This is a genomic window from Micromonospora zingiberis (genome assembly GCF_004331455.1).
Classification (GTDB): Bacteria; Actinomycetota; Actinomycetes; order Mycobacteriales; family Micromonosporaceae; genus Micromonospora; species Micromonospora zingiberis.
In genome coordinates this window covers 108,176-131,875 of record NZ_SJJR01000012.1, presented here as the reverse complement: position 1 = coordinate 131,875, position 23,700 = coordinate 108,176, and the positions used below count along the sequence as shown (strand labels likewise).

Annotated in this window: 23 protein-coding genes and 1 tRNA gene; 13 read left to right on the top strand and 11 right to left on the bottom strand. The window is 70.4% G+C overall.

The features are described 5' to 3' along the window. Positions 1 to 56: 56 nt before the first annotated feature. The 7 genes from E0H26_RS18620 (at position 57) to E0H26_RS18595 (ending at position 6,544) form a co-directional block, all read left to right on the top strand. Positions 57 to 851 (top strand): ABC transporter permease, encoded by a 795-nt coding sequence (locus E0H26_RS18620; RefSeq protein ID WP_131305248.1) that lies wholly within the window; start codon positions 57 to 59, stop codon positions 849 to 851. 90 nt (positions 852 to 941) lie between these two features. Then, on the top strand, positions 942 to 1,406 hold the full coding sequence (locus tag E0H26_RS18615) for a DUF3307 domain-containing protein (protein WP_131305246.1): 465 nt from the start codon (positions 942 to 944) through the stop codon (positions 1,404 to 1,406). Between the two features lie 27 nt (positions 1,407 to 1,433). Further along, positions 1,434 to 1,601 (top strand): hypothetical protein, encoded by a 168-nt coding sequence (locus E0H26_RS29375; protein WP_165521908.1) that lies wholly within the window; start codon positions 1,434 to 1,436, stop codon positions 1,599 to 1,601. Positions 1,602 to 1,697: 96 nt separating this feature from the next. After that, a complete protein-coding gene (locus E0H26_RS18610) occupies positions 1,698 to 3,875 on the top strand; it encodes an FtsK/SpoIIIE domain-containing protein (RefSeq protein ID WP_131305244.1) in 2,178 nt (725 codons plus the stop codon). A 147-nt stretch (positions 3,876 to 4,022) separates the two neighbouring features. Next, the gene (locus tag E0H26_RS18605; protein WP_131305242.1) at positions 4,023 to 4,262 is read left to right on the top strand and encodes a hypothetical protein; all 240 of its coding nucleotides are present in this window, start codon (positions 4,023 to 4,025) and stop codon (positions 4,260 to 4,262) included. Beyond that, entirely contained in the window at positions 4,259 to 4,552 is a 294-nt protein-coding gene (locus tag E0H26_RS18600) for a hypothetical protein (protein ID WP_131305240.1), read from the top strand. Before E0H26_RS18605 ends, E0H26_RS18600 begins: the two co-directional genes overlap by 4 nt. 36 nt (positions 4,553 to 4,588) lie before the next feature. Then, entirely contained in the window at positions 4,589 to 6,544 is a 1,956-nt protein-coding gene (locus E0H26_RS18595) for a DUF3987 domain-containing protein (protein ID WP_131305238.1), read from the top strand. Positions 6,545 to 6,711: 167 nt separating this feature from the next. On the opposite strand, the gene E0H26_RS18590 is transcribed toward E0H26_RS18595, so the two are convergent. Beyond that, entirely contained in the window at positions 6,712 to 7,275 is a 564-nt protein-coding gene (locus tag E0H26_RS18590) for a hypothetical protein (RefSeq protein ID WP_131305236.1), read from the bottom strand. Positions 7,276 to 8,032: 757 nt separating this feature from the next. Between E0H26_RS18590 and E0H26_RS18585 the strand changes: the two genes are divergently transcribed. Together E0H26_RS18585 and E0H26_RS29370 are read left to right on the top strand one after the other, a co-directional pair. After that, the gene (locus E0H26_RS18585; protein ID WP_131305234.1) at positions 8,033 to 8,713 is read left to right on the top strand and encodes a hypothetical protein; all 681 of its coding nucleotides are present in this window, start codon (positions 8,033 to 8,035) and stop codon (positions 8,711 to 8,713) included. A gap of 462 nt (positions 8,714 to 9,175) precedes the next feature. After that, a tRNA-OTHER gene (locus tag E0H26_RS29370) sits at positions 9,176 to 9,256 on the top strand. Positions 9,257 to 9,591: 335 nt separating this feature from the next. Here E0H26_RS29370 and E0H26_RS30335 read toward each other — a convergent pair. Next, positions 9,592 to 11,085 carry a PQQ-dependent sugar dehydrogenase gene (locus E0H26_RS30335; RefSeq protein ID WP_131305232.1) on the bottom strand — a complete coding sequence of 498 codons (1,494 nt, stop codon included), beginning with the start codon at positions 11,083 to 11,085 and terminating at the stop codon, positions 9,592 to 9,594. A gap of 334 nt (positions 11,086 to 11,419) precedes the next feature. On the opposite strand from E0H26_RS30335, the gene E0H26_RS18575 reads away from it, so the two are divergent. From E0H26_RS18575 to E0H26_RS18560, 4 genes are all read left to right on the top strand, one after another. Continuing rightward, complete coding sequence (locus tag E0H26_RS18575) at positions 11,420 to 12,598, top strand: sensor histidine kinase (RefSeq protein ID WP_131305229.1); 1,179 nt, start codon at positions 11,420 to 11,422, stop codon at positions 12,596 to 12,598. Positions 12,599 to 12,629: 31 nt separating this feature from the next. Next, positions 12,630 to 13,790, top strand: a complete 1,161-nt coding sequence (locus E0H26_RS18570; protein ID WP_240742260.1) for a hypothetical protein — start codon at positions 12,630 to 12,632, stop codon at positions 13,788 to 13,790. Then, entirely contained in the window at positions 13,763 to 14,476 is a 714-nt protein-coding gene (locus tag E0H26_RS18565; RefSeq protein ID WP_131305225.1) for a response regulator transcription factor, read from the top strand. Before E0H26_RS18570 ends, E0H26_RS18565 begins: the two co-directional genes overlap by 28 nt. A 74-nt stretch (positions 14,477 to 14,550) precedes the next feature. Beyond that, a complete protein-coding gene (locus E0H26_RS18560; RefSeq protein ID WP_131305222.1) occupies positions 14,551 to 15,252 on the top strand; it encodes a hypothetical protein in 702 nt (233 codons plus the stop codon). A 1-nt stretch (position 15,253) separates the two neighbouring features. Here E0H26_RS18560 and E0H26_RS18555 read toward each other — a convergent pair whose 3' ends face one another. The 9 genes from E0H26_RS18555 to E0H26_RS18520 form a co-directional block, all read right to left on the bottom strand. Then, on the bottom strand, positions 15,254 to 16,003 hold the full coding sequence (locus E0H26_RS18555; protein ID WP_131305221.1) for a lysophospholipid acyltransferase family protein: 750 nt from the start codon (positions 16,001 to 16,003) through the stop codon (positions 15,254 to 15,256). 89 nt (positions 16,004 to 16,092) lie between these two features. Next, complete coding sequence (locus E0H26_RS18550; RefSeq protein ID WP_131305219.1) at positions 16,093 to 18,153, bottom strand: amylo-alpha-1,6-glucosidase; 2,061 nt, start codon at positions 18,151 to 18,153, stop codon at positions 16,093 to 16,095. Then, a complete protein-coding gene (locus E0H26_RS18545; RefSeq protein ID WP_131305216.1) occupies positions 18,153 to 18,521 on the bottom strand; it encodes an SCP2 sterol-binding domain-containing protein in 369 nt (122 codons plus the stop codon). The genes E0H26_RS18550 and E0H26_RS18545 overlap by 1 nt, the downstream gene beginning before the upstream one ends. A gap of 193 nt (positions 18,522 to 18,714) precedes the next feature. Next, positions 18,715 to 19,131, bottom strand: a complete 417-nt coding sequence (locus E0H26_RS18540) for a CBS domain-containing protein (RefSeq protein WP_131305214.1) — start codon at positions 19,129 to 19,131, stop codon at positions 18,715 to 18,717. 70 nt (positions 19,132 to 19,201) lie between these two features. Beyond that, the gene (locus E0H26_RS18535; protein ID WP_131305213.1) at positions 19,202 to 20,224 is read right to left on the bottom strand and encodes an aspartate-semialdehyde dehydrogenase; all 1,023 of its coding nucleotides are present in this window, start codon (positions 20,222 to 20,224) and stop codon (positions 19,202 to 19,204) included. 194 nt (positions 20,225 to 20,418) lie between these two features. After that, complete coding sequence (locus E0H26_RS29365; RefSeq protein WP_165521907.1) at positions 20,419 to 20,586, bottom strand: hypothetical protein; 168 nt, start codon at positions 20,584 to 20,586, stop codon at positions 20,419 to 20,421. A gap of 13 nt (positions 20,587 to 20,599) precedes the next feature. Beyond that, positions 20,600 to 21,952: a M16 family metallopeptidase gene (locus E0H26_RS18530; protein WP_131305211.1), complete on the bottom strand. Its 1,353-nt coding sequence runs from the start codon at positions 21,950 to 21,952 to the stop codon at positions 20,600 to 20,602. Continuing rightward, positions 21,949 to 23,241 carry a M16 family metallopeptidase gene (locus E0H26_RS18525; protein ID WP_131305209.1) on the bottom strand — a complete coding sequence of 431 codons (1,293 nt, stop codon included), beginning with the start codon at positions 23,239 to 23,241 and terminating at the stop codon, positions 21,949 to 21,951. Before E0H26_RS18525 ends, E0H26_RS18530 begins: the two co-directional genes overlap by 4 nt. Before the next feature lie 151 nt (positions 23,242 to 23,392). Then, positions 23,393 to 23,608 carry a hypothetical protein gene (locus E0H26_RS18520; RefSeq protein ID WP_131305207.1) on the bottom strand — a complete coding sequence of 72 codons (216 nt, stop codon included), beginning with the start codon at positions 23,606 to 23,608 and terminating at the stop codon, positions 23,393 to 23,395. Positions 23,609 to 23,700: the final 92 nt, after the last annotated feature.

Below are 23,700 nucleotides of genomic sequence, written 5' to 3'. Positions count from 1 at the left end.
CAACAAGCCTTGTTTTCGCTCATCTACGGCACCGACGTATCGGAGGGACACCTGTCATGACCGCCCCCACGCTGTCGGCCTTCCCCCGGCCGATCGAAGACCTGATCCCTGCCGCCCGCGACCTGGCCGACCAACTCGGCGAGATCCCGTCGCGCAACCGTCTCAAGAAGGAACTGCGGGTGGGCGGTCCGAAGGCAGACGCGATCCTCGCCGCGCTGACCCGCACCGACACCCCGCCTGCCACCACCGAACCCGCTCCGGACCCGGCCGGCACCGCTCCGGACCTGCTTGGCGACCCGGACCCGGTGGCGGATCTGCCGCCGGCCGCCGACGACACGCCGCCGGTCGTGTCGGAGCAGGCAGCACCCGTCGCAGACCTGGGCACCAACATCACGAGCGAGGCGGTTCGGACCGCCCCGGCGGATGACCGGCGGGCGGTGGTGTGGCCGGTGGTGCTGCTCGCCCTGCCGGCGTTCGTGGCGATCTGGTCCGGGTGGGTGGGACTCGGTGAGCTGACCGGGTTCGGGGTGGTGCACCCGTTGCCGGGCATCTGGGACAGCTTCTCCATTAACTCGGCCATCACCCTGCCGATCGGCGTCGAGACGTACGGCGCGTACGCCCTGTACGTGTGGCTGTCCGGCCGGGTGCCGGACCGCGCCCGGCTGTTCGCCAAGTGGTCCGCCATCGCGTCGCTGCTGGTTGGCGCGGCCGGTCAGGTCGCCTACCACCTGTTGGAAGCAGCCGGCGTCACGTCGGCCCCGTGGTGGATCACCACCGCCGTGGCCTGCCTTCCCGTGGCGGTGCTCGGCATGGGTGCCGCTCTGGCGCACCTGGTTCGCACGCACGACTAGTTCCGCCCGGCGGCGCGGCCACCTGGCTACCAACCTGCGCCGCGCCGCCGGCCCTGCACCCCTCAGCCAACGACCTCGGGAGAGACACCCATGTTCGCAGATTCCACCGGCATCCACGCTGCCACGTTCGCTGCCGTGTTCGTCGCCCTGTACGTCGCTCATCAGGTGGCCGATCACTGGGTGCAGACCCAGCACCAGGCCGACTGCAAGGGCCGTCCCGGCTGGGCGGGCCGTGTCGCCTGCGCGGCTCACGTCGCCACCTACACGTTCACTGCTGGTCTGGCCCTGGTGTTCCTGATCGCTGGCACTGGCCTACGTCTCGACTCGTCCGGTGTGGCGGTCGGGTTGACCATCTCGGCGATTACCCACTACATCGCCGACCGGCGTACCCCGCTTCAGCGCATCGCCGCCGCACTCGGCTCGGCACGCTTCTACGCCCTCGGCGCTCCCCGGCCGGGTCGCGACGACAACCCGAGCTTGGGCACCGGCGCCTACGCCCTTGACCAGTCCTGGCACATCGGCTGGCTGTTCATCGCCGCCCTGTTCGCCGCCTGACCACCCGCCACCGAAGGAGCCCTACTGATGGCAAGCATCTCGATCGGCAGCGCCGGACGCGTCACCAGCGGCAACACGCAGTTGTGGTGCCCGGCCTGCGGCAACGAGACGAACTGGCGCGACATCACCGCGACCAGCCAGCGCACGCAGGTCACCTGCGGCGACTGCGGCAACCGCATCTCCGTCAAGAGCTGACTGCCTATCCGGCGGCGCGGCCACCTGGCTACCGACCTGCGCCGCGCCGCCGGCCCTCACCCATCGCCACAACCCTCATACGGAGGAACACTCATCATGACGTCCCCACAAGATGACGACCGGTTCGACTGGCGAGCCGCCGAACGCGACCTGACCAACGATGCCCCCGACACCAACGTGGTCGACCTGGACGCGGCCCGCGCCGCCCGCACCACCACCGACTTCGACGATGACGGTCCGATGCTGGTCGACTCCCCGGCCGCGCAGCGCACTCCGCGGTTCACCCTCGACGGCGTACGCGCCGGGCAGCGGCGCCCGATCCTGCCGGCCTGGCTGTGCTCCCGCGCCGAGCTGCGCGACACGATGCGGTGGGCGGTCGGGCACCTGTCGCACACCACTGCCTACCACTCGGTGAGGCTCCCGAAGTACGCCGGTCGGCTGGTGCTGCGCGCCCCGGCCGGCGCGATCCGGCTCGTGTCCGGTGGAGCCCGGTGGCTGTTCGACTGGGAAGGCGAGCAGATGCGCCAGTCGACGTCGCAGACCCGCGACGGGGACCTGTACCTCAAGTTGTCGAAGCAGCGTGACCGCAGGGTGCGGTGGCGGGGCATCGTCGTCACGTTCACGCTCGCCGTCACGCTGGTTGGTGGGGTGGCGGTGGCCCTGGCCCCAGAGTGGGCGCGGTGGGCCGTGCTGGCGCTACTGGTCACGTTGTGCGGGATGCTCGGTCAGCCGGCCGACAAGCCGCTGCTCGACACCGCTGTGGTCATTCCCCGCGTGGCCAGGCTGACCTCGGATGTGGTGGTGCGCGCCCTGGCCGTGCTGGGCATCTCCGGTATCAGCCAGGCGATCGCCAAGCAGGGACAGCGGGCGATCGCGTTCACCGCGCCGATCACCCGTGACGGCCCCGGCTGGCGGGCCGACATCGACCTGCCGCCCGGTGTGACGGCGGGGGACGTGATCGAACGGCGTGACCGGCTCGCCGCCGGCCTCACTCGTCCGCTCGGCTGCGTGTGGCCGGAAGGGCAGCCGGAGGTGCACCCCGGCCGACTGCTGCTGTGGGTGGGCGATCAGGACATGGCCGCGACCCCGCCGAAGCCGTGGCCACTACTCAAAGCGGCCGGGGCGTTCGATCTGGGCCGACCGGTGCCGTTCGGCACCGACCCACGCGGACGGGTCATCACCTTCGACCTCCCGTACACGAACCTGCTCATCGGGTCGATTCCCGGCTACGGCAAAACCGCCGCGACGCAGGTGCCGATGCTCGCTGCCGCTCTCGACCCGTACGCCGAGCTGTGGTGCTTCGACTTCAAGGGCACCGGCGGCCTTGACCCCCTGGAGAAGGTGTCGGCGCGGTACGCGTCCGGGCAGGACGACGACACCGCCGAATCCGGCCTGATGGCGCTGCGCGAGTTGCGCAAGGAATGCCAGCGCCGCGCCGCCGTCATCAAGGGCCTGCCCAAGGCGGTGTGCCCGGACAACAAGGTCACCCCCGAACTGGCCCGGCGCAAGAAGCTCGGCCTTCACTGGCTCGTGGTGGCCCTGGACGAGGTACAGGAACTGTTCTCCCACGCGGAGTTCGGCAAGGAAGCCGGAGATCTGGCCGAGAAGATCATCAAGCTGGGTCGCGCCTTGGGCGTGATCCTCGTGGTGGCCACCCAGCGGCCGGACGCGAAGAGTCTGCCGACCGGGGTGTCCGCGAACGCTGGTACGCGGTTCTGCCTGCGGGTCATGGGTCAGATTGAGAACGACATGATCCTCGGCACCAGCGCTTACAAGAACGGCATCCGGGCGACCATGTTCGCCAAGAAGGACAAGGGTGTCGGCTACCTCGTGGGCGCGGCCGACGACGCGCAGATCGTCCGCACCTTCTACGTCGACGGCCCCACCGCCGAGAAGGTCATCGACCGGGCGCGCGCCCTGCGGGAAGCGGCCGGGACGCTTACCGGTCATGCGGCCGGGCAGGCCACGCCGACCCCGGCTGCCCGCCGAGACACCCTGCTTGACGACATCCTCACGGTGGTCCCGGCCACGGAGCCGAAGGTGTGGGCCGAGACGCTGACCGAGCGTCTGGCCGAGCTGAACGCCGACGCGTACGCAGACCTCACCCGCGACCAGTTGACCGCCGCCCTCAAGCCCTACGGGATCACCACCGGGCAGGTATGGGGAACCGACCCCACCACCGGCAAGGGTGCCAACCGGCGCGGCATCGAACGTCAACACATCGCCGATGCGGTAGCGGAGCGTAACAGGCGGCGGGGCGACAAAGCCGCCTAACCCGGACAGCATTCGGGTGCTAGGTCTAGCGGCACCCCCCGCTAGACCTAGCGCCCCTGCTAGCGCCACACCCGATACCTGGCCAGCGCCCTAACAACTAGCGGCGAGAGCCCTCTATGCCCCCGATCCGGCCTGTGGAGGCACTTCGTGACCACCATCCTGCTGCTCGCTAGCCTCGCCACCCTCGGTTACGCAGCGTGGTACCTGATCCTGTGCTCAGTGTCCCCATGGGAACGTTGCCGCCGTTGCCACGGTGCCCGCTCCCACCGCACCGCCATCGGCACCCGACGCGACTGCCCCCGCTGCGACGGCACCGGCATCCGCGTCCGCATCGGCCGCCGACTCCTCGACTACATCCGCACCGAGTACCGCGCGGGCAGCCAGTGACCGCCCGACACGGGCACACCGGGTGGTGCGCCCGCGACCACCGCTGCAACCTCGCCGAACACCGCTCGGCAGAGATCCTGGTCGACCTGCCCGGCCGCGCCCGCGCTGTTCTCGTTCGCGTACGGGCCAGCGACGGCCGCGAACACGCCGAGATCCGCGTACGCGTCGCCCTGGCCGACATCGACCCGGTCGCCCGCCGCCAGCTCGGCACCCTGCTCGCCGGACTGCGCGATGTGGTGACCCGCGCCGCCGTGACCCGCCGGCCGCGCCCTGGCCGCGCCGCCGCCTGACTTGCCCTCCCCAACTCACGACAGGAGCACCCCATCGTGACCCGACCGCCCGCGCACGACCACGCCGCCGAGCAGGCCGTGATCGGCGCTGCCCTGCTCAACCCGACCGTCGTCGCCGACCTCGCGCCGATGCTCGCCCCGGCCGACTTCCACCGACCCGCACACGGCCGACTGTGGGAAACGCTCTGCGCCATGCACGCCACCGGCGAACCCGTCGACCCGATCGCCCTGGCCGCCCACCTCGCCGCGACGGGCGACCTGGCCAAGGTCGGCGGTGCTCCGTACCTGCACACCCTCATTGCCGCTGTGCCCACCACAGCGAACGCTGGGCACTACGCGCGGATCGTCGCCGACCACGCCCGCCGCCGCCAGGTCGCCGACCTCGGTACCTACTTCGCTGAGAAAGCCGACCAGGGCACCGACGTCGCCGACATCCTCGCCACCGGCCGCGCCATGCTCGACCACGCCGCCACCGGCAGCCAATGGGCACCCCTGATCCCGCTCGGCGACCGCCGACACCTCCCCGAATTCCCCGCCTACGTGCTACCCGACTGGGTCGCCGAACACATCTACGCCGTCGCCGAGTTCACCCAAACCCCCGTCGACCTTGCCGGCTGCATCGCCCTCGCCGCCCTCTCGACCGCCGCCGGAGGCCGCGCCGAAGTAGAAGTACGCGGCTCCTGGCGCGAACCGACCAACCTGTTCACCGTCGTCGTCCTACCGCCCGGCTCCCGCAAGTCCGCCGTGTTCGCCGCCATGACCGGGCCGCTGCTCGCCGCAGAGAAGACCCTTGTCGAGCGCGTCAAACCGGCGATCGTGGAAGCCGAACTCGCCGCCCGAGTCGCCGGTAAGGCGGCCGAGAAAGCCGCTATCGCCGCCGCGAACGCCGACGCGTCCGGCCGAGACACCCTCCTCGCCGAAGCGACCGCCGCCGCCATGAACGCGGACGCAGTCAGCGTGCCTGTCCTGCCGCAACTGATCGCCGACGACGTCACCAGCGAGGAAGCCGCATCCCTGCTCGCCGAGCAGGGCGGACGCCTCGCCGTCCTCTCCCCCGAAGGCGGCATATTCGCCACCATCGCCGGCCGCTACTCCGGCACCCCCAACCTCGAAGTGTTCCTCAAAGGCCACGCCGGAGACATGCTGCGCGTCAACCGTCGCTCCCGCGCTCCCGAACACGTCGAGCACCCCGCGCTCACCCTCGGCCTGGCCGTACAACCCGACGTGCTCCGCGACATCGCCGACATGCCCGGCTTCCGAGGCAAAGGACTCCTCGCCCGCATCCTGTTCAGCCTGCCCGTGAACACCGTTGGCCGCCGAAAGGTCGGAGCTGACCCGGTACCCGAAGCCGTCGCCACCGCCTACGCCGCGAACCTCGGCGCACTGGTCGCCACCCTCGCAGAATGGACCGATCCCGCCGTACTTCCGCTCACCCCGGAAGCCAACGAACGAGTGTTGGACATCGAACGCGCCGTAGAGCCACGCCTCGCCCCCGGCGGCGCGTGGGGACACGTCGTGGACTGGGGCAGCAAGTACACCGGCGCAGTGGTCCGCATCGCCGGGCTGATCCACCTCGCCGAACATCTGCGCGACGGCTGGGGCAAGCCGGTCACTGCCGAGACGGTGGAGCGGGCAGCACTGCTCGGCGATTACTTCGCCGCTCACGCCCTGGCCGCGTTCGACGACATGGGCACCGACAAGAGCACCCGGTACGCCCGGCTCGTGCTCGCCTGGATCGAACGCACCGGCTCGACCACGTTCACCAAGAAGGAGCTGTACCGGGCCGTCCGCAGTCAGATACCCACCGCCGCCGACCTCGACCCCGTCCTGTCACTACTGGAGATTCACGGCTACGTGCGCCAACTCGACCCACCAGCCCGTACGGGTGCCGGACGGCCACCCTCGCCCGCATTCCTCGTCCACCCCGACGTCCACCAGACCACCGGCACCGTCCACGCCCTACCCGCAACGGCTGGCCGCAGACCCGCGTAACCCGCTGGTCTAAATGGCCGCAATGGCAGAAACCCCGCTGAGTCGGGGTTTCTGCCATTCCCGCCATTTTGGCCAGCACCCGCGCATCGACTCGCTACGGCTGCCTGCTCAAACGAAGTAGCAGAGTGTGCTGTAAGGCAGTCTCTACCAGGGTGATCGGCTCAAGGTCATGCTGAGGGAACCCAGACCTGCCAGGCGATCTGGACGTCCACCAGCGAGTTGTCTTCCTGTACAAGCTCCCAAGCGGGCTGCCCGCAGCCATGCGATGCCATCCAGCCGCTGTGCCCGTAGGCAGCCGGTTCGATGGTAATCAGGTCTGGCATTGAGACGAGAGACGCAGCGACAGACTGACCACCCAGGGTACGCCAGCGGATACAGAAGCGCTGATGAGCACATCCGTTCATGGTCGCCGGGAAGTCGACAACTGTCGCTAGACCCTGCCCGGCAAACACCCGAACGCTACCGCTCTCCTCGCGTAGGAGTCTGTATCCGTCGAGGTGATCCGGCCATGCAGGCAACGCAGACGGGGCGCAGGCTTCGTTGATAACGTCGGCGTCCTCCGTACCCCATGGCGATTTACCAGCAGAGGCGGGACGCAAGTGCAGCCGACTAAGGCCGCCTACGATAAGCGAAGCAAGTCCAACGAAGGTCGCGATGATACTTGCGTACTTGTCGGCACGTTCGAGTCCCTGTCCTGTTAGGAAACCGATGAGGCCGGCCACGAGCAGCAAGGCGCCACCGCCACCCGCGCACAGCCACCAGCGCGGGTGGCCAGCTACTGGCACCTTGTCAGAGCCACCTCGGGTCCGGCCTTTGTCAGGTTGCGATGTCATGTTCGGAGCCTCCGATGATGGGCTGAGCGGAGGGAGCCTAAGGCCGCCAAGGGTTAGCAGGCGACACACGACCGGACGGACCTAGCAAGCAGCCGCGATCGACCTGAACGAGACGAGCCGGACCACTTGGCGTTGTATTGATCTCGTTGGCAGGCATCGGCGATCAAAGCGGACGCCACGCCGCGCTACCTCGGACGCGGGCAGTCATCATCGGTCAGCATTGGTCGCCGCTGGTTCACCTCGCACGGCCTGGCGGCGGCATGATCTTGGTGGGGCAATCCGCCGGGGACCGAGGGGATCCGAACCCCTTGCACCCACGGTAGCGAGCGAACATCATCAATCAGACCGATCGACGCTCCGACCAGCGCAGGATCTGCCGACGCTTGCCAACGCCTGTCGCCGTTGGTTGCTCTCGGTTGCACCCGATCTGTACCCGATGATCTTGCTATGGCCGTCGTGGATGTGAGGGGCTGGGCGCAGAACCACATCACAGCCTCGACGGCCATCCCTGGCGGCGCGCCCTCGCTGTACGCTTCTGCTGCAACACCCAATCCATGAACGATGCGGCCTGAAAATCTAAAGCGCGAGCCGCCGAGCCCACGCATCTGGGCAACGGCTCGGTTGGTACTTGCCCTTCGAACCTGCCGGAGCACAAATGGCGCTGCGCCCCATGACCGCCGACAACCCACGGCTTGTTACGCGGCCGGCCGGTCCGGTCGCAATGGATTTGGATGACCTACGGGATCTCCACCAACTGTTGGTTGATCGGACCTCCGGCGTTGTGTCCATCCAGGTTGGTCGGTACGAAGCCGACGACCCGACCGACTTTCGGCAGGCCTCAGACAAAGACTTGATGCGAATCAAAGTCACCACGGCCTCGCCGATGGTTCAGGCGTTCCTAACCCCCGACGTCGGGCGCGTCTGGTCACAGACCGATGACGCCGCAACGACCCGCCTCGTGGAGGACGCCGCCGAGCTGATCAACGGCTGCCGCACCCGATATTCCGTGATCTACCCGCCAATTCCAGCGATCAGCCTACTAATCGTTGTCTCTCTACTCACGCTTCTCGCCGTATCCGCTTTCGCCATCGGCAACAGTGAGACAGGACTGATCGGAGTTGGCCTAGCGGCAGCAATGATCGGATGGTGGCTATACGAAACTCCGAGAAACGCGCGATCAAGAGGAGGAGTGAAAATCGTTCCCCTCTCGCGCGACGAGCGGCGCGCACGATCCGGCAACACAAGGGCAAGCGTTACCATCGCGATCCTGGGCGCATTCATCGGCGGCGTCTTGGGAATCCTCGGAACCCTCATAGCGGCAAAAGCTGGCAATTGACTACGGAGATTGCTTTTCCGGCTCTGCTCGGACGGAGGTTGTCGGGATGGCCCCAACCATCCCGGAGTGCCCGAGGACCCCGCCGGAGGCACTGCTCTTGTGACTGCTCGACACAAAGCCCCGGATCTGCCATCGACCATGGCGGCCCGGGGCTTCGTCGTATGTCGCGCCGCTGGCGGGCTGGAACCGACGCGCTGGCGGCCGAAGACCAGAGGCGCGGCGGCGGGCCGGCAGGCCCGGCCCTGGTTCGGCGGCGCGAGTGGCCTGCGAAGCGGGCCGCCTTGAAGGACGTACAGAAGGCGCGAACCACGTAGGCATCTCTTCGGGCAGGGATTACAGGCGGTCACCAAACTACGGGCCACCTACGGCCCATTTTCCTGGCCGCCCGTGGAGCTATTCGTGGTGCGAAGTACAGGATGCCAGTGAAATTCGAGCGACTCGACGCAAGAGTTTTTGCAGCTAGCGAAGCTTGGGAAGCTTGGGACTAAGACGTGAATACCACTTCTAATCCCAAGGCCGCAGGTTCGAATCCTGCCGGGCGCACAGCCACTTCCCTCTCCTGATCGCGTCGCTTGGCCGAGACGACGATCCCGCCGCTGCTTTCGCCCGCGCCGGGTTTGAAACCCGGCCGGTCGGGATGGCGCCGGGCGTGATCCGGAGTTGCGGGTACCTGCACGTCTTCCCGACCGGCACCCTGGCCGGACCGACGTAGCCAAGCGCCCCCGATCAGCCCCGTGGGCTGCCGCAGGTCGTAGCACCAAGCCAATCTTGGACAGTTTCCGTTAGCGACTAACGGAAACTGTCCAAGATTGGAGTGGCGGCGGCACCGGCAGCGGGACGGTCGGGCCGCAGTTGCTCACGGGGTGGGGCGGGCTGGGTCAGGCGGGTTGGCAGGGGGTGTTGTTGAGGCGGAAGTCGGTGGGGCGGTTGTTGGTGCCGGAGTAGGTGGCCTGGAAGCCGAAGCTGGCCGTGCCGTTGGTCGGTAGGGCGCCGTTCCAGGAGACGTTGCGGGCGGTCACGTTCTGGCCGGACTGGGTGACCTGGGCGTTCCAACCGCCGGTGATCTGCTGGTTTCCGGTGAACGACCAGGTCAGGGCCCAGCTGTTCAGGGCGGCGCCCCGGTTGGTGACGCGTACCTCGGCGGTGAAGCCGTTGTTCCACTGGTTGGCCGTCCAACTGACCGTGCAGTCTGCCGGCCCGGACGTGGGTGGCGGGGTGGTCGGCGGGGGCGTGGTGGGCGGCGGGGTGGTGCCGTCGCGGGGCGGGAAGCGCAGGATGCGGTCGTCGTTGGCGGCGGGCGTGCCCCGGCCGTCGCGGTTGCTGGTGGTGACCCAGAGCCAGCCGTCGGGGCCGTACTCCACGGTGCGCAGTCGGCCGTACGTGCCGAGCAGTTCCGTGGTCGGGGTGCCCACTCCCCCGGTGCCGGTCAGCGGCACGTTCCACAGACGGTTGCCGCGCAGGCTGGCCACGAAGAGCCGGTTGCCGGCGATGGTGGCGCCGCTCGGTGACGCCTCACCTGGGGTCCAGGTGATCAGCGGGTCGCGGAAGCGCGGGTCGCCGGCCCGGCCCTCGACGGTGGGCCAGCCGTAGTTGCCGCCCGCGACGATCAGGTTGACCTCGTCCCAGGTGTTCTGGCCGAACTCGGTGGCATATAGTCGGCCTTGGGCGTCCCAGGCCAACCCTTGCACGTGTCGGTGGCCGAGGCTGTAGACCGGTGAGCCCGCGATCGGGTTGTCCGGCGGCACCGAGCCGTCCGGTCGGATCCTCAGGATCTTGCCGTTTCGGCTCTGCGGGTTCTGTGCGGTGGCGGTCTGTCCGGCGTCACCAACTCCGACGTAGAGCAGGCCGTCCGGTCCGAAGGCGATCCGGCCGCCGTTGTGGATCGCCGCTCTGGTCAGCCCGGTGAGGATCGGCTGCTGGGTCTGTGGGGCGGTGAGCCGGAAGCGGGCGATCCGGTTGTCGGTCGCGGTGGTGAAGTAGACGTAGATCCAGCCGTCCTGGGCGTAGGTCGGGGATACGGCGAGGCCGAGCAGGCCACCTTCGCTGGTGGGGGTCACGCCGGAGATCTGGACGATGGATTCGGGCTGCTGGCCCGGCCGGACCCGGACGACCTGGCCGGTGGGGCGCTGGGCCACCAGTGCGCTGCCGTCGGGCAGGAAGTCCATTCCCCACGGCACCTGGAGGCCGGTGGCGACGGTTTGCGGTCGGGTGAAGTCGAAGTCGCCGACGGCGAGCAGTCCGGGTGCCGCGTCCGCGACGGCACCGGATGGACGTTCGGCGGTCGGGACCGCGCCGGCAAGCCCGCTGAGGCCGACGCTGCCGGCGACCAGGCCGGCAGTGAGTGCGGTTCCGACCGCGAGTCGGATCTTCATGCAACCCCCTCTTAAATCGACATTGATCGATATATATTACGCTATGTTCAGGCAATTTGCGAGCGCCACAGCGAAGCCCACAGACTGGGGGTGAGGCGACCAGCGCGCGGCGCGCGGCGATGGCCGCCACGGGGGGCCACATTCGACCGACCATTCGAGGTTTCGCGTGGACCAGCGCCGACCCCGACCGACGTCCACTGAAGAATCCGAGGGTACGAGCGGCGACACGCCCGACACCGAACGTCACCAGCGCCGCCGCCTTATGTTATTCTCCGGCGTCGATCTCTCAGCGCGCACCCGGATCGGGTCGTTTGTCGCAAAGGACGCTCCCCCGATGCCGGCCCTGGCCACCCTGACCGCGTCGCCCGCCACGGTCGAACCGCCGGCTGGCGGGGCGTTCTCGTTCATCTTCACCCGGTTGCCGGCGCTGCTGCGGTTGTCCTGCGGTCTGGTCTGCGCGGTGGTGGCGCTCGCCGTGCGTACCCCGCCGGTGCGCACCGAGCTGCTCGTGCCGGCGGTGGTCGTGCTGACCGCCTGGTCGATCTGGTACGCCATCCGCGCCTGGCACCACGGCATCAGCGCGCCGCTGGTCACCGGGGACCTGGCCCTCACTGTCGCCGCCTGCCTGGCGATCCCGGTGCTGGTCGCACCGGAGGTGCTGCCCGGCGAGGCGAGCTGGATCGCCGTACTGGCCAGCACCACCGTGATCAATGCCCAGGCCACCGCCCCGGTACGCTGGTCCGTCCCGGCGGGACTGCTGGTCGCCGCCGCGTACGCGACGGGCGCGCACGCCGCCGGCAACACCGTCGAGGCGAGTGCCCACGCGGCCACCCTGCTGGCACAGACCGCCTGCACGGCGATGCTGACCGCGGTGATGCGCCGCCGCATGGCGCGGGCCGACGCCGACTTCGTGGCCAACCAGCGGGCCTCCCGGGCGGCACTTGTCGCCCGGACCGCCCGGGAGGCGGAGCGCCAGCAGAACCGGGACCTGCACGACACCGTGCTGGCCACGCTGACCATGGTCGGGCAGGGTGTGATCGGCGGCCCGTCGGCGGCGCTGCGCGAGCGGTGCGATGCTGACCTGCGTACCCTCGTCACCCTGGCCGAGGCCCGGTCGGTGCCGGCGGATGCCACCCGGCGGTTGGACGAACGGCTGCGGGAGGTGCTCGCCCGGCTACCGGGCCTGCCGGTCAACGCCGACCTGCCGCCGTACACCGTGCCCGCCCCCGTCGCCGAGGTGATCGCGGAGAGCGCGCACGCGGCGCTGTCCAACGTGGCCCGGCACGCGCCGGGCGCGGCCACCACGCTGCGCCTGCGCACCGGTGGCGGCACGGTGCTGGTCGAGGTACGCGACGAGGGTCCGGGCTTCGACCCGGCCACTGTCCCCGCCCACCGGTACGGCCTACGCGAGTCGATCCTGGGCCGGATGGCGACGATCGGCGGACGGGCCGAGGTGGACTCCGCGCCCGGAGCGGGCACCCGGATCCGGCTGGAGTGGTCGGATGTCGGCTGAACCCGACGCCGTCCGCCTGCCACCGGCGGCGATGCCGGCCGCGTACGACGGCAGCGCGGCGACCACGGCCGTGAAGGTCGGCGTCGGGCAGGCGGCGGCTGCGGTGGCGCGCATCTCCGACCGGGGTGCCCGGATCGTGGCGGTCACCATCGCGCTGGTGTGGCACCTGGCGATCGGGTTGCCGGCGGTGCTGGGCGCCCGCACCGAGTTGGCCGTACCGCAGGTGGTGGTCGGCGGCTGGGTGCTGGTGGCGGCCGTCGGGGTGCTCGCCGGGGTCCGGCTGCTGCGGGACACCCCACTGCCGGCGCCTCCGCTGGCCGGGCTGCTGCTCGCGGTCGACGTGGCGGTCTTCGCGGCGGTGGGTCGCACGCACCTGTTCAGCCCGGCCAACTGGGTCTGGGGCACGCTCGCCTGGTTCTTCCTGGTGGTGCTCTGGGGCCGGCCCGTCAGGTGGCTGCTCGCGCTGCTGGCCGCGCACGCGGCCACCGCGCTGACCGCCGTCGCGCTGTACGGCGCCACCGGGGCGGCGGATCTGGCCCGCGCCGCGATGGCGCTCTACGGCACCTCGTCGCTGCCGGTGGCGGTCTTCGCCGGAGCGCTGACGCTCGCGATGCTCTCCCGTGACCGGGCGGCCAACGCCGCGGCGGCCAACGCGATGTCGGCCGAACGCGAGGCCGCCGAGCGGGCGCGCGGCGAGCGGCGGGGGCGGCTGGCCCTGGCCAGCGACGCCGCGACCGAGGTGCTGACCGAGTTGGCGCAGGGGCGGGCCGATCCGTCCGATCCGGACGTGCAGCGCCGGTGCGTACGGGCCGCGGGGCGGCTACGGCGGCTGATCGCCGAATCCGACGACGTGCCCCATCCACTCCTGCACGAACTGCGGGCCGCGGCCGATCTGGCCGAGCGTAACGGGCTGCCGATTGACCTTGTCACAATTGGTACACCGCCACCGCTGCCGGTGCAGATCCGCCGCAGCCTGGCCGATCCGCTCACCGCCACGCTCGCCGACGCGCGGGACTGGGCCCGGCTGACCATCGTCGCCGGTCCCGACGAGGTGGTGGTCAGCCTGGTCACCCCGGACCGGGCCGGTCCGGACGCCATCGGGCCGCCGACAGAGCAGGGCGAGGAGCAGGTGGAGCACCTCTACGAACGGGACGGGGAGATCAGATGGACGCAGACGCGCTGGCGTCGATGACGCCGGGGCGGCCTGTCGGCGTGGCGATCGTGGACGACCACCCGGTGGTGATCGACGGGGTGCGGGCCTGGCTGGCCAGCGAGCCCCGGCTGACCGTACTGGCCACCGGTGACGATCCCGACGAGGTACTGCGGGCCGCGCCCGGGGCCGACGTCGTCCTGCTCGACCTGCGGTTGCATGGCCGGGTGATGCTGGACAAACTGGCCGAGCTGAGTGCCGCCGGCAGACGTGTGGTGGTCTACTCGGAACACTCGGATCCGCAGACGATGCTCGCCGCGCTGGACGCCGGGGCGGTGGCCTTCCTCGCCAAGCACGAGGGGCGGGAACACTGCGTGGCGACGGTGCTGGACGCGGCGAGTGACCGCCCGTACGTGGCTCCCACGCTGGCCGGTGCGATGGTCGGCGACTCCCGGCCGGACCGGCCGATGCTGTCCGACAAGGAGCGCGAGGCGCTGCTGCTGTGGTTCCAGTCGATGTCCAAGGCGTCGGTAGCTCGACGGATGCGGATCAGCGAGCACACCGTCAAGCAGTACGTCGACCGGGCGCGGATCAAATACAGCCGGGCGGGCAGGCCGGCGGCCACGAAGGCGGCCCTGCTGGCCCGGGCGATCGAGGACGGTCTCATCCGACCGGAGGAAATCGGCATCTACCGGTCGCAGGCGGCGTCCGATTGGCCGACCCCCTAACGGGCGTCATGACACCGCACTCCGGCTGGACAAGGCTCGTGCGCAGATGCCGTCTGCACCGGAGGTTCGTGACGATGCACGAGGACGCGTCCCCGTTTTTCATCGCGCCGCATCGCTTCGACGCGGTGGACGACGACAGCGGCCCGATCCTGGATCGGCGGCACGAACTGGTGCCGGACGGCGGCGAGCGGATACTCGGCCAGCACCAGCTGGACGTGGCCGGCTACCTGCTCGGTCCCACCGAGGCCCGGCACACCTGGACGCAGCCCGGTCCGGTCACGCTGACCATCACCGACCACCGGTTGGTGTACGTCGGCGCCGGCTCGCAACTCGCCATGGTCGGTGCCCGGCACCGCCGGGGCGCCCGGCGCTCGGCACTTGTCAGCGGCCAGGTGCGCTGGCAGTGGCCGTCCCGGCTGGAGTCGCTGCCGTCCGCTGCGGGCGGTCCCGCGCGGCTGCTGGTGGTCTGCGACGCGCTGCGTACCATCCAACAGCCGGCGCTGGCGATGGTCGGCCCGGACGCCCAGGTCGAGCGGTTGAGCCAGGAGATCCGCCGGGCGGTGGCGACGTTCCGGCTGACCCGGCCCGAGCTGGTGGATCTGTCCCCACCGGAACGGGACGCGCTGTCGCGGCTCACCCTCGTCTCACCGCGACCCGGCCAGGGGCGGGTGATCCTGCCCGGATCGTTGCCGGTCGAGTTCCACTCCCGCGACGACTACTACCGGCCGCGCAACGCCGACCAGATGCCGTACGGCGCGGCCTCGGGCCAGCGGTAGATCAGCCGGTACGGGCCTGGCGGTCCTCGGCGTCGAGCGCGGCGGCCTGCTCCGGCGTCGGCGCGGTGCCGCCGAGGTGCGCCGGCAGCCACCACCGGTCCGCCTCGTCGGCGGGCCGGTCCGGGTACTGCCGCTGGGCCCGGTCGACCAGCGCCCGCAAGCGCGTCTTCAGCTCGACGCTCATCGCACCGGCGTCCGGATAGGCGGCCGGGTCCATCGGCTCGCCGACCAGAATGGTGATCGGGGTGTGTCGCCGGGTGAGCGTGCGTGGACGGCCCTTGGTCCACAGTCGCTGGGTACCCCAGAGCGCCACCGGCAGCACCGGGACGGCCGCCTCGCCGGCCATCCGGGTGGCGCCGCTCTTGAGGTCCTTGACGGTGAACGATCGACTGATCGTCGCCTCCGGAAAGACGCCGACGACCTCACCGGAGCGCAGGGCGGCCAGTGCGGCGGCGTACGACTCGGCGCCGGCCCGCCGGTCCACCGGGATGTGCCGCATGCCGCGCATCAGCGGCCCCGACACCCGGTGCCGGAACACCGAGTCCTTCGCCATGAACCGGACCAGTCGCCTCGACTCCAGCGCACCCAGTCCGCAGAAGATGAAGTCCAGGTAGCTGACGTGGTTGCTGGCCATCACCGCCCCGCCGGTCCGGGGTACGTGGTGGGCGCCGTCCACGGTGAGCTTCAGGTCGAGCACCCGGAACATGGTCTTGGCAGCGGCGATCACGGGCGGATACACGAGTTCCGGCATCCGACAACTTTACCCCGAGTAGGTTACGCGCTGGTAGGGACGGTGGCCCGGGCCGCCGACCGGCCGCCCGGCCACCGTCGGCGGTCTCGTCAGTCGGCGAGTTTGTGCAGGTCGAGACGGCCACGGGCGAAGGCGTCCACGCGACCCCAACGGCCCGGGATGTCCAGCACCTCGATCCGGCCCATGCCCACCGGCAGGCACGGCTCCACCGCCAGGTGCCCCTCGTGCGGCTCCAGGCCGAGCATCGTGCGCAGCAGCAGCAGCGGTGCCCCGGTCGACCACGCCTGCGGGCTGCACGCCGTCGGATACTCCACCGGGAACTTCGTCTGCTCACGCGGGTAGCCGCCGAACGCCTCCGGCAACCGGCCGTCGAAGTACCGCGCGGCGTCCAGGATCCCGTTGGCGACCGTGGCGGCCTCCTCGGCGAAGCCGTAGCGACGCAGCCCCCAGGCACAGAAGGAGGTGTCGAAGGGCCAGACCGTGCCGTTGTGGTAGCCGATGGGGTTGTAGCGGACCTCCCCCTCGGCCAGCGTCCGCACCCCCCAGCCGGAGAACAGTCGATCGCCGACCAGGTGCTGGGCGACCTGCTCGGCCCGGTCGTCGGTGACGATCCCGCTCCACAGCAGGTGGCCGATGTTCGAGCTGAGCACGTCGCACTGCCGCCCGTCGGGGTCGAGCCCGAGCGCGTAGTAGCCCCGGTCGGCGACCCACCAGTCCCGGTTGAAACGCTCCTTCAGCTCGGCCGCGTCCCGCTCCAACTCCTCCGCGTACGCCGGGTCGCCCCAGAACTCGCGGGCCATCCGGGCGGCGCGCATCTTCGCGTCGTACGCGTACCCCTGCACCTCGCAGGTGGCCCGGGGAAACGGCGGCAGTGTGCCGTCGGCGTACGAGATGGAGTCCCAGGAGTCCTTCCAGCACTGGTTCTCCAGGCCGTTGTCGGTGTTGCGCCGCTCGTACCAGATGTAGCCGTTGCCGACCAGGTCGGCATAGTCGTCGATCCAGCGCAGGGCCCGACGGCACTCCTGCTCCAACTCCTTGACCAGCGCGACGTCGCCGCTCCACCGCTCGTACTCGTCGAGCAGCACCACGAACAGCGGGGTGGCATCCACCGAGCCGTAGTACGGCGAGTGCGGCTGTTCCTCGAAGGCCGCGCTCTCGCCGTAGCGCATCTCGTGCAGGATCCGGCCCGGGTCCTCCTCACGGAAGTCGTCGAACCGGGTGCCCTGAAGCGCACCCAGGATCCGCAGCGTGGTCGCGCTCAGATCGGGCGTGAACGGCAACGTCTGCAAGCAGGTCAGGATGCTGTCCCGACCGAACATGGTCATGAACCAGGGCAGGCCGGCGGCGGGCAGCGTCTGACCGCCGAGCGACAGCGGCGCGAAACGCAACGCGGCCAGGTCCACCATGCACCGCTGGTACGTCGCGGCGACCTGACCGTGTTCGCTGTTCACCTTGGGCGCCTTGGCGATCCACTCCTCCAGGTCGTGCTGCAACGCGAGCCGCTCGGTGCCATGGATCCGCAGCCCGATGCGCAGGTCCCGGCCACCCGGGCCGAGCGCCTGCGTGTGTACGTCGATGTTGGTGTCCCACTGCTCGTTGGGTTCGAGGCGGACGGTGTAGGAGAAGCCGTTACGGTCGTAGCGCGCCGGCTCGGAGGACGAGATGATCGTCTCGCGCCGGAAGTTGCCCCGCCGGTAGCCCAGGCGTAGCCGGTCCGGCTCCACTTCGGCGTACGTCTCGCCCTTCTTGTTCAGGATCTCGTCCTTGACCTCGAACAGGTCGGCGAAGTCGGAGCCGGCGTCCATCCGGATCTCCAGCTCGACCGCCTTCTCGTCGTGGTTGAGGATGGTGATGCTCTCCCGGAAGCTGCCCCCGACGGCCCGCTCACGGATGATCGACAGCTTGGCGTCGACGTAGTGCGTGGCCAGGCCCGGCACCAGGAAGAAGCGCGACTCGTAGTACTGGAGGTCGTCGTACGAGAGGGCGTTGAGCCGCTCACCGTTGACCGTCAGCACCCACTTCGACAGGAAGCGGGTGTCGATGGAGAACAACCCGGTCGGCTCGGTCGGCGTCGCCTCGATGTCCCCGGTGGCCTCCGAGACGACGAAGGTGTTGCCGTCCAGGATCCGCACGGTGTGGCTCGGCGCCATCAGCGCATCTCCTTCCGGTAGCGATGCGGTCCCTCGCTGTGCGGCGGGCCGGGAAAGATCCGTTCCAACTGCACGATCAGGCGGGCGTCACCGGTCACCGTCATGTCGCCCCGCAGCAGCGCCGCCAGCCCGTTCTCCCGCCCGGTGATCAGGTCCTCGAACAGTGCCGGGCTGGTGCCGACGACCGTGTCCGCCTCCATGTCCTCCCGGCTGACCTGGACCTCGCCCCGCTCGATCCGGACCAGCCAGTGCATGCTCTGTGGCCCCTCGTGCAGGTCGAAACGCACAGTCCCGGAGATCTTCGCCAGCAGGGGGTCGTATCCCCGGTGGTCGAGATCCTCGAAGAACCGAACGGTCGCGTCCGCCATCGGGCCTCCCCTCCCCGTCGCCTCCGGCCCCGGCCGGTGCGCCGTGCGCCCGCACACCGACCGGCCCTTCGCCTCGAAGCAGGGTCCCCGCCCGGTACGAGGTCAACCTCGCCCGGATCGGGTGAGGCCCGAGGTGGAAACGACGAGGGCCGGCTCCCCGGGGTCGGGGCGCCGGCCCTCGCGGGCACGCGGGTCAGTTGTTCGGGTCGTCGGCGCTGATGTCGGCGAGTACCGACTGCGGTTCCCGCTCGACGGCCAGGTCACCCATTGACACGAGACCGATCAGCCGGCCGTCCTCGACCACCGGCAGCCGCCGTACGGCGTACGTCCGCATCAGGTCGGCGGCGGACACCGCGTCGTCGTACTGGCTGACCGTGATCACGTCCTTGGTGGTGAGCTGGTTGAGCCGGGTGGTGTCCGGGTCCAGGTTCTCCGCCACCCCGCGGACCGTGATGTCCCGGTCCGTGATGATGCCGACCACGTTGTCGCCATCGGTCACCACCACGTCGCCGATCGCGGAGTCACGCATCTCCCGGGCCGCCGCGACGAGCGTGTCGTTGCCGTCCATGGTCACCAACCGGGTCGTCATGAACTCTCCGACCGTTGTCATGGTGCCTCCCTCTCGGTGTAGGGCAACCATGGGTCTACCCGGGGGCCCCGACCAGTAACGCGCCCGAAGGTCAGCTCCCGGCGGCCACCAGCTCGGCGATCTGCACCGCGTTGAGTGCGGCCCCCTTGCGCAGGTTGTCGTTCGAACAGAACAGCGCCAACCCGTGCTCGACGGTCTCGTCGGCGCGGATCCGCCCCACGTAGGTCGGATCCTGTCCGGCGGCCTGCAACGGCGTCGGCACGTCACTCAACGCCACACCAGGCGCACCATCGAGCAGTTCGACGGCGCGCTGCGGGCTGATCGGCCGGGCGAACCGGGCGTTGATCTGCAACGAGTGCCCGGTGAAGACCGGCACCCGGACGCAGGTGCCGGAGACCTTCAGGCCCGGGATCTCCAGGATCTTGCGGCTCTCGTTGCGCAGCTTCTGCTCCTCGTCGGTCTCCGCCGACCCGTCGTCGACGATCGAGCCGGCGAGCGGCAGCACGTTGAACGCGATCGGCCGGACGAACGAGCGGGGCGCGGGGAATTCCACCGCGGCACCGTCGAAGGCGAGGCCGGACGCGCCCTCGGCCACCTTGCGGACCTGCTCGTCCAGCTCGGCGACGCCGGACAGGCCGGCACCGGAGACCGCCTGGTAGGTCGAGACGACCAGGCTGACCAGTTCCGCCTCGGCGTGCAGCGGGCGCAACACCGGCATCGCGGCCATCGTGGTGCAGTTGGGGTTGGCGATGATGCCCTTGGGGCGACGACCGGCGGCGTGCGGGTTGACCTCGGCGACGACCAGCGGCACCTCCGGGTCCATCCGGAAGGCCGAGGAGTTGTCGATGACCACCGCACCGGCGGCGGCGACCCGGGGCGCCAACTCCTTCGCGGTGCCCTTACCAGCGGAGAAGAGCACGATGTCCAGCCCCGAGTAGTCGGCGCTGGCCGCGTCCTCGACGGCGACCTCCCCGCCGCGCCACGGCAGCGTACGCCCGACCGAACGCGCCGAGGCGAACAGCCGTACCTGCTCCGCCGGGAACTCCCGGTCCGCCAACACCTGCCGCATGACGCCACCGACCTGGCCGGTGGCCCCCACAATGCCGATCCTCATGCCCGCGAGGCTACCCAGCCCAGCGGGTCGAGCGGGAACGCTTTCCCAGCGCGCGGGGCGGTGACCGGCCCGGCCGGGTCGCCCCGCCCCGCAACAGCCGCGCCCTGATCGGCCGTCAGCCCGGAAGATCGGCACCAGCGGGCCTTCTCCCGCCGCAACATCTCAGCCCCACCCCGCCGCCACGGCGACCGACATCACATGCGGCGGCAGCGCTGGGGCGCGCGACGCCCGGCGATCGCGGTCGGCGCGCTGGCCGGGCTCGCCTCCGTCGGCTCCCGCTGGCCCAGGTCGAGCGCCCAGCGGTAGTCCGCCCGGCCGCAGCGCCCAGCGCCGCTGCGGCCGGTGGCGATCAGCCCGCGCACCGCGCGGTGACGATCAGTCTGCTGGGGCGTAGTCGACGACCTCGCCGAGACCGGTGGCGACCAACTCGTCCCGGATCAGCGCGGCGTCGCCCTCCACCACCAGGGTCAGCGACTCCGGGTGCAGGTGGGTGGCGGCGGCGGCCGACACCTGCGCCACGTCGGCGGCGAGCAGGGACTCGCGCAGCCGGGCGTGATAGTCGTCGGGCAGGTCGTGCACCACCAGGGTGGTCAGCGCCCCGGCGATCGCCCGAGGGCTCTGCAACTCCACCGAGAGCTGGCCGGCCCGCCAGGACCGGGCCACCGCCAACTCGTCCTCGGTCACCCCACCGGCCTGGGTACGGGCGATCTCCCCGATCGACTCCACCAGGGCCGGTGCGGTGACCGCGGTCTGCACCCCGGAACTGACGGCGAACCGGCCGAAGCGGCGGGACGAGGCGAAGTCACCCCGGATGCCGTACGTGTAGCCGCGTACCTCGCGGATGAGATGGTTCAGCCGGGAGGTGAAGGCGCCGCCGAGCACGGTGCCGGCCAGGGCGATCGGCACGTGGTCCGGGTGGGCGCGGTGCGGCGCGGGATGGCCCAGACGTAACGTGGACTGCACCGAACCGGGCCGGTCCACCAGGATGATCCGGCGACCGGTGCGCAGCGGTACGTCGATCGCTCCACCCCGGTCCACCGGCCCGCCACCCGTGCCGGCGAAGGCCGCCGCGGCGAGCCCGTCCAGGTCGATCCGGTCCAGGTCACCGGCGACCACCAGGGTCCCCGGCCGGATGAACCACTCGGAGTGGAAGACGGTGACATCCTCCACGTCCAGCGCGGCCACCGAGTCCGGGTCGCCGTACATCGGGCGGCCCCACCGGTTGTCGACACCGAACAGGTCGGCGCGCAGCGCCGCGTCGGCACGCGGGCCGGGGTTGGCCCAGTCCATCCGCAGCGCGGTCGCCTCGTCGTCGCGGACCCGCCGTACGTCGTCCGGGTCCAGCTTCGGGGTACGCACCGCCTCGGCGAGCAGTGCCACGGCCGCGCCCAACCGGTCCACCGGCACCTGCACGCTGGCCTGGAAGGTGTCCCAGTCCAGCCCGGTCACCAGTTCGGTGCCGAGCGCCTCGATGGCCAGGGCGTACGCGGTGGCGTCCCGCTGGCTGGTGCCCTCCTCCAGGGCCTTGGCCAGCACCCCACCGAGGCCCTCCTTGCCCACCGGTTCCCGGCCCGCCCCCGCGTCCAGCAGCAGCAACGCGACGGCGAGGTTCTGTCCGGGCAGGTGCGCGGCGACCACCTGGCCACCCGCCACGGTCCGGCGAACCACCTGCGGGAACCGGTACGGACGGGCCGCGCCCGGTCCGGGACGATCGGCGACGAGAGTCATGGCTGCTCCTCGGGGCGGTAGGTCAGGGTCACCCGGTCGTCGGCGGCGAGCACCTCGGCGGCGACCTCGGCGATCTGCTCGGCGGTCACCGCCAGCCAGGCCGGCAGCCGCTCGGCCACGGTGGCCGGGTCGCCGAACTGGGTGGCGTACCGGCCCAGCGCGTCCGCCCGGCCGTCCACCGTGGACATCTGTCGCCACCAGGCGGTGGTCAGCAGCGCCTTCGCCCGATCCAACTCGGTCGGGGTCACCGGCACGGTGGCCAACTCGTCGACCACCTCGGCCAGCCCTTCGGCCAGCCGCTCGCCGGTGACGCCGGGGCGGGCGGTGGCGGTGGCGATCAGCGGTGCCGGCGCGTGTGCCAGGTCCACCCCGTACGCCCCGACGAGGTCCGGCTGCGCGAGCCGTTCGCCGTCGGCGAGCCGCTGGTAGAGCCGGCTGCCCCGACCGCTGCCGAGCACCGTGGCCAGCACGGTCACCACGTCGTAGCCCGGGGTGCCGAACGGGTAGGTCCGGTGTGCCACGTACACCCGGGGTGCCGGCACGTCGGTGACCACCGTCTCCACGGCCGGTACGCCGGTGGCCGGCACCGTGCGACCGTCGGGTGCCGGCGGGATCTCCGGCCGGGGCGCGATGGCCCCGAAGTACTTCTCGGCGAGTGCGACGACCTCGTCCACGCTGGTGTCGCCGACCACGGTGAGCACCGCGTTGTTCGGCGCGTAGTAGGTCTGGTGGAACGCCTGGAAGGTGGCCAGATCCGCGGCGTTGAGGTCGGCCATCGAGCCGATGGTGGCGTGGTGGTACGGATGGCCCGGCGGGTAGAGCAGCGGCAGCAACCGCAACCACGCGTCGCCGTACGGCACGTTCTCGTAGCGTTGGCGGCGCTCGTTCTTCACCACGTCCCGCTGGTTGTCCAGCGTCTCCTGGGTCAGCGCCGGTACCAGACCGCCCATCCGGTCCGCCTCCAGCCAGAGCGCCAACTCCAACTGCTCCGCCGGAACCGTCTCGAAGTAGTTCGTCCGATCCGGATTGGTGGTGGCGTTGAGCGAACCGCCCGCACCCTGCACCAGCTTCATGTGCTCGGTCTTCGCGACGTTCACCGAGCCCTCGAACATCAGGTGCTCGAACAGGTGCGCGAAGCCGGTCTGCCCCACCGGCTCGTGCCGGGATCCGACGTCGTACCAGAGGTTGACCGCGACCGCGGGTGCGGTGCGGTCCGCACTGACCACCACGCGCAGGCCGTTGTCGAGTCGGGTCGTGGAGATGGGCCAGGGGTAACCGCTTTCGGGCATGACACCGACGCTATCCGATCTCGCGCGCGTGGTGCGGCGCGGACGCGGCGGGGACCACGACTTCCGCAGGTGGCGGGCACGGTGGAAGAACGGACCCGGGCGCGGCGGCCCGGTCGCGCCGCTGATCCCGCGCCCGCCACGCCGGGTCGGGTCAGTCCGGCGGCTCGATCGGGGTCACCGTCTGCTCGGAGGTACGCCGTTCCAGCAGGGTGTCCGGCGCGGCGTTCGGGTCGGCCTCGCGGATGTCCGACTCGGTCAGGATCGCGTCGGCCTGGGCCTCGGGATCCTCGCTGCCGGCCGCCGCCTCCTCCGGCAGCAGGTGGGCCCGGGACTCGATCCGTTCCTGATCGCTCTTGGCATCACTCATGGATGCCCCCATACCCCCACTCCCCACCCCCCACGCGTGAAAGGAAGGGCCCCCTGTTAACGCCTCGCGTAGTAAAAGGGCCCCCTATTAAC

Bases quoted from the DNA above. Each gene is read 5' to 3' on its own strand.
- E0H26_RS18620 (WP_131305248.1), top strand. From the start codon at position 57: ATGACCGCCCCCACGCTGTCGGCCTTCCCCCGGCCGATCGAAGACCTG.
- E0H26_RS18610 (WP_131305244.1), top strand. From the start codon at position 1,698: ATGACGTCCCCACAAGATGACGACCGGTTCGACTGGCGAGCCGCCGAA.
- E0H26_RS18530 (WP_131305211.1), bottom strand. From the start codon at position 21,952: ATGACTCTCGTCGCCGATCGTCCCGGACCGGGCGCGGCCCGTCCGTAC.
- E0H26_RS30335 (WP_131305232.1), bottom strand. From the start codon at position 11,085: ATGAAGATCCGACTCGCGGTCGGAACCGCACTCACTGCCGGCCTGGTC.
- E0H26_RS18540 (WP_131305214.1), bottom strand. From the start codon at position 19,131: ATGACAACGGTCGGAGAGTTCATGACGACCCGGTTGGTGACCATGGAC.
- E0H26_RS18550 (WP_131305219.1), bottom strand. From the start codon at position 18,153: ATGGCGCCGAGCCACACCGTGCGGATCCTGGACGGCAACACCTTCGTC.
- E0H26_RS18575 (WP_131305229.1), top strand. From the start codon at position 11,420: ATGCCGGCCCTGGCCACCCTGACCGCGTCGCCCGCCACGGTCGAACCG.
- E0H26_RS18555 (WP_131305221.1), bottom strand. From the start codon at position 16,003: ATGCCGGAACTCGTGTATCCGCCCGTGATCGCCGCTGCCAAGACCATG.
- E0H26_RS18615 (WP_131305246.1), top strand. From the start codon at position 942: ATGTTCGCAGATTCCACCGGCATCCACGCTGCCACGTTCGCTGCCGTG.
- E0H26_RS18565 (WP_131305225.1), top strand. From the start codon at position 13,763: ATGGACGCAGACGCGCTGGCGTCGATGACGCCGGGGCGGCCTGTCGGC.
- E0H26_RS18525 (WP_131305209.1), bottom strand. From the start codon at position 23,241: ATGCCCGAAAGCGGTTACCCCTGGCCCATCTCCACGACCCGACTCGAC.
- E0H26_RS18560 (WP_131305222.1), top strand. From the start codon at position 14,551: ATGCACGAGGACGCGTCCCCGTTTTTCATCGCGCCGCATCGCTTCGAC.
- E0H26_RS18545 (WP_131305216.1), bottom strand. From the start codon at position 18,521: ATGGCGGACGCGACCGTTCGGTTCTTCGAGGATCTCGACCACCGGGGA.
- E0H26_RS18585 (WP_131305234.1), top strand. From the start codon at position 8,033: ATGGCGCTGCGCCCCATGACCGCCGACAACCCACGGCTTGTTACGCGG.
- E0H26_RS18520 (WP_131305207.1), bottom strand. From the start codon at position 23,608: ATGAGTGATGCCAAGAGCGATCAGGAACGGATCGAGTCCCGGGCCCAC.
- E0H26_RS29375 (WP_165521908.1), top strand. From the start codon at position 1,434: ATGGCAAGCATCTCGATCGGCAGCGCCGGACGCGTCACCAGCGGCAAC.
- E0H26_RS18535 (WP_131305213.1), bottom strand. From the start codon at position 20,224: ATGAGGATCGGCATTGTGGGGGCCACCGGCCAGGTCGGTGGCGTCATG.
- E0H26_RS18570 (WP_240742260.1), top strand. From the start codon at position 12,630: ATGCCGGCCGCGTACGACGGCAGCGCGGCGACCACGGCCGTGAAGGTC.